The organism is Neisseria sp. HMSC70E02, from assembly GCF_001838645.1.
In the GTDB taxonomy this organism is placed as follows: Bacteria; Pseudomonadota; Gammaproteobacteria; order Burkholderiales; family Neisseriaceae; genus Neisseria; species Neisseria macacae.
This window is the reverse complement of record NZ_KV838115.1, coordinates 1-532: the sequence shown is the minus strand read 5'-3', so window position 1 is coordinate 532 and position 532 is coordinate 1. Positions and strand designations below refer to the sequence as shown.

General features: G+C 57.0%; 1 protein-coding gene. It reads right to left on the bottom strand.

The genetic code is table 11. From position 1 onward, the window contains the following. Positions 1 to 532: DUF6531 domain-containing protein (locus tag HMPREF3277_RS10480; protein WP_246830801.1), on the bottom strand; the 532-nt coding region annotated here is incomplete at both ends.

Sequence of the window (532 nt, the reverse complement as noted above, 5' to 3'; positions counted from 1 at the left end):
ACCGACAGCAGCCGCATTTTGGGCGACTGTTCGTCCGCCACATTGCCGAAGTTCAGCAAGAATACCCGGCCGTTGCCGTCGATGACGTACTGCGGCAGACCGGTCAGCGGATGATAGACGAAACGCTGATGGTTGCCGTTGGCGTCTTCTACCGCCACCAGCGGGAAGAGGGTGGAATCTTCGTCCGAACCGTCTTCCGCCACCACCAAAGGCGCAAAACGCAGCGCTATCGAACCGTCCAGCGAAGCGATGACATAATGCCCGTCCGGATTTTTACTGAACCAAATCTGTTCGCTCTCGAACAATACCGGTTCTTCGTCGTCTTCATCCACTTCCGGTAGCGGGAACAGACGGCCCTGATCATCGATATAGGCCAATCCCGCCGCATCGCAGATAATGCGTTGGCAGCCCGGCACACTCCAGCCCTCGCCGAGCCAGCCGGTACCGTCTTGGTCGGAATAATAGCTGCGGCTCCAGACCAGCGGCAGGATGCCTTCAAAAGCAAAGTCGGTTTCATTCTCCAAAAACTTCA